This is a genomic window from Microvirga aerophila (assembly GCF_003332305.1).
In the GTDB taxonomy this organism is placed as follows: Bacteria; Pseudomonadota; Alphaproteobacteria; order Rhizobiales; family Beijerinckiaceae; genus Microvirga; species Microvirga aerophila.
Map to the genome: position 1 here is coordinate 1 of NZ_QOIO01000148.1, position 3,176 is coordinate 3,176.

At 61.6% G+C, this 3,176-nt stretch carries 3 protein-coding genes and 1 pseudogene; all 4 read right to left on the reverse strand.

Annotated elements, in window-relative coordinates:
- Window positions 1–205: pseudogene (locus DRB19_RS29260) on the reverse strand (Crp/Fnr family transcriptional regulator); the annotation flags it as partial.
- 56 nt (window positions 206–261) lie between these two features.
- On the reverse strand, window positions 262–465 hold the full coding sequence (locus DRB19_RS29265; RefSeq protein ID WP_114189456.1) for a hypothetical protein: 204 nt from the start codon (window positions 463–465) through the stop codon (window positions 262–264).
- Window positions 466–524: 59 nt separating this feature from the next.
- The gene (locus DRB19_RS29270) at window positions 525–992 is read right to left on the reverse strand and encodes a cupin domain-containing protein (RefSeq protein ID WP_114189457.1); all 468 of its coding nucleotides are present in this window, start codon (window positions 990–992) and stop codon (window positions 525–527) included.
- Between the two features lie 381 nt (window positions 993–1,373).
- The gene (locus DRB19_RS29275; protein WP_114189458.1) at window positions 1,374–3,146 is read right to left on the reverse strand and encodes an adenylate/guanylate cyclase domain-containing protein; all 1,773 of its coding nucleotides are present in this window, start codon (window positions 3,144–3,146) and stop codon (window positions 1,374–1,376) included.
- Window positions 3,147–3,176: the final 30 nt, after the last annotated feature.

The window sequence follows — 3,176 nt, forward strand, 5'->3', positions numbered from 1 at the left end:
GCCGCCGCCCATCCTGCATGTCCTTGTAGCGACAGGCATAGCCTTCCATCAGCAGGTTGACCACCTCGGGGCAATCGCCCTCGCAGATGATGTCCTCACGGGCGCGACAGTGTCTGACCTGTTGCGTGGCCTTGTTCAGCGCCTGCTTGTCGTCCTCGGAGAACGTGGTGAAGTTCTCCAGCTTGCGAATGAGCGGGTTCGACATCCTGGCATCCTCCGCATCTCACACGGCACCACAGACGCCGGATTGCAGGGCAGCTTTTATTTCTTCGAGGCGGCAAACGCCACAGCCTTGTTGCGGTCCGTCATATCGGATCGGATCACGAGATGATTGGGGTCGTCCGCTGAGCGGAACACCCGCCCGTTGGTCAAACCCACTAAATTCCGCGCCGGTTTGTGAGCGTCATAGACAGGTCTCTCCGCTTCAGAGTTTTGAACGAGATGGTGGATGATTATCATAGTCATGACACATCCTCTCGTTCGAATGTGCGTAAGGGCTCCAGTCCGATTGAGGCGACCTCCGCTTACTGGGATTTGCTTGGGTCTTCTGCAGGATTGGCGTAGATGATGGCGAAGGGACCTTCCGAGTCGATCTGCACCACGGTCTCTGTGCTCATGAAGGCGTAGTGGTTCATCTTGGCCGGAAGATCAACGAAGCCGCCACTGCCAAGCTTCTCGGCTTTGGCTTCGTCGAGCTTGTCACCCATCCCGAAATGGAAGTCCCCCGCGATGACAGTTACGCGCTCAGCGGTGGGATGACTGTGCGCCGGAATCTTGTACCCCGCTGGGGCCTTTAGGCGGATGGTGAACGAACCGGCCTTGCCGGGATCACCGGACAGCACCGACATCTGAGCCCCTTTCGGCAAAGCCGATGGGGCTGGCATCCACTGGAGTTGGTCAGCCCTCATAGCATGACCGGCTTTGTGGTCCTGAGCCAGCAGCGTGCCGGTCGTGGCAAGCAGGAGTGCAGTCGTCAGCAAGAGTGGGCGCATGGTGAACCTCCCTGTCCGAACATGCTGAAACAGGTTGGCCTTCTTGACATGGGCCAACCATCAAGGCCGGGAGAGGCTAGATGCCATGCCTCACTGATGCGGTTCCTGAGGCCGCTCCCGGTCTGCCGTTCGGGGAAACCGCTACGCTGTGGCCAGTCCGGATGCCGCAGCGGTTATCGCGGCCACGTTGCAAGGTGGTTCCATGCTGAACCTCCTCTCGGAGAATTGCGCCAACCCCGGAGGGACCGGCACGCTGCCAGCGGCGGCAGAGAAAGCTTCCACCTGTCACAACATGCTGTCAAGCACGGACAAGGCGAGGGAGACACGACGGGCGCGGACAGTTGCGCGGGAGGCTCCGAGCGCCAGGGATTGCAGATCACCTTATTCTGGCAAACCTGCCATGCGCATCCCCTCCACAAAGAGGTCCTTTGCAGCCTGCCGCCACAGGTTGCGCTGGTTCCACTCGGTGATGGTGAAATTGGGTTCCAGTCTCAGCATGCTGTGAGCAGCCCCTTTTGCTTCCTCAGCCCGACCGGTGTGGGCCAGCGCGGCGGCAAGCGTGCGGAACGTCGAGGAGAGGTGAGCATTCTGTTGAAGGGCTTTGCGAGAGGCCGCGATGGCAGCATCAAAGCGGCCCATCTGGATGTAGGCCAGAGCCAAGCCGGTCAGAGTGGAGTAGAGCCAGAGGTCCATCGGGCTGAGGCGGATGGCGTGCAGGAATGCCTCCACCGCGTCAGTCGGACGAGCCGCATAGGCATAGGTCCACCCTCGCAGAGACCACGCATAAGATGAGTTCGGGCAAATCTCGACGGCCCGATCCACCGCCTCGATTCCTCCGTCAATGTCGGCTCCTGTGAAGGCGAGGTCACGACCGGACGTGGCAAGAGCGTCAGGGTCATTGGGGTCAGCATCCAGAGCGAGCCGACCCAGGCGGACCATCTCGTCCAGGTCCTTGCGCACGTCCGTGGCCCAGCCCTGAGCTATCCGGTGGCCGACCGTTGCTGACGCAAGATTGGCGGCGGCTCCGAAGTGCGGCTCCAGGGCAAGAGCTTCATGGAGCAAGCGCAGTGCTTCCTCGAAGCCCGCACGGGTCATGGAGTGGAACAGCGGCAGCGCCCGCAGGTAGCGGTCATAGGCGGTGAGGCTCTCAGGGCGCTTGCGACTGGCGGCTTCGATCTCAGCCCTTTCGATGCGCGGATGCAGAAGGCCGACGACGTGTTCCGTGATCTCGTCTTGCAGGGCGAAGATGTCAGTCAGATCGCCATCGAACCTGTCAGCCCAGAGGGTGGTCCCGGTCGCAGCCTCGATCAACTGGGCGGTGATGCGCACGCGGGCTCCTGCCTTCCGGATGCTGCCTTCAAGCAGATACCGCACCCCAAGCTGCTGGCCGATCTGCTTCGGGTGCGAAGCGCTGCCTTTGAACGCGAAGCTGGAGTTTCGGGCCGTGACGAACAGGCGTGGGAAGCGTGATAGGGAAGTGATGATGTCCTCGACGACGCCATCGGCGAAGTAGTCCTGCTCTGGTTCATGACTGAGGTTGGTGAACGGCAGCACCGCAATCGAGGGCTTATCCGGAGGCGCTAAGGTTGTGCGCTGCTCCGTCGAAAGCGGCTCTATTCCTTCGACTGATCTCACGGCGAACGCTCTGATCGGCTCCTCGATGTTCTTGACCGCTTGAGGCCCGAGGTCATCGAGCCCGAGATGGAGCGCCTTGCGGACGTATTGCTGGGCTGCTTCCGAGACACAGATGCCTCCCGGCTCGGCCAACGCTTGCAGGCGCGCGGCGATGTTCACCCCGTCGCCCAAGAGGTCACCGCCGCGTACCATCACATCACCCACATGCACTCCGATCCGGAACTGAAGACGGTGCTCTTCGGACGAGTCCTGGTTTACTTGGGCGAGGGCTTCCTGCACGTTCACCGCGCAATGAACGGCATCAACGGCGCTAGGGAATTCGGCCAGGACACTGTCGCCTGCCGTGTTGGCAATGCGCCCGCCATGCTCGGTGATCAGCCGGTCCATGATCTGACGATGCGCGGTGAGGGTGCGGAGCGTCTTAACCTCGTTCCGCTCCATCAGGCGCGAGTAGCCTGCCACGTCAGCCGCGAAGATAGCGGCCAGCCGCCGCTCGACCCTATCCTGTGGTGGGGGCATCGCGTTCCCCAGGCCCATTTACGGTTATAA

What these genes read in the sequence shown, in the direction of transcription:
- DRB19_RS29275 (WP_114189458.1), bottom strand. Translation starts at nt 3,146, where the DNA reads ATGCCCCCACCACAGGATAGGGTCGAGCGGCGGCTGGCCGCTATCTTC.
- DRB19_RS29270 (WP_114189457.1), bottom strand. Translation starts at nt 992, where the DNA reads ATGCGCCCACTCTTGCTGACGACTGCACTCCTGCTTGCCACGACCGGC.
- DRB19_RS29265 (WP_114189456.1), bottom strand. Translation starts at nt 465, where the DNA reads ATGACTATGATAATCATCCACCATCTCGTTCAAAACTCTGAAGCGGAG.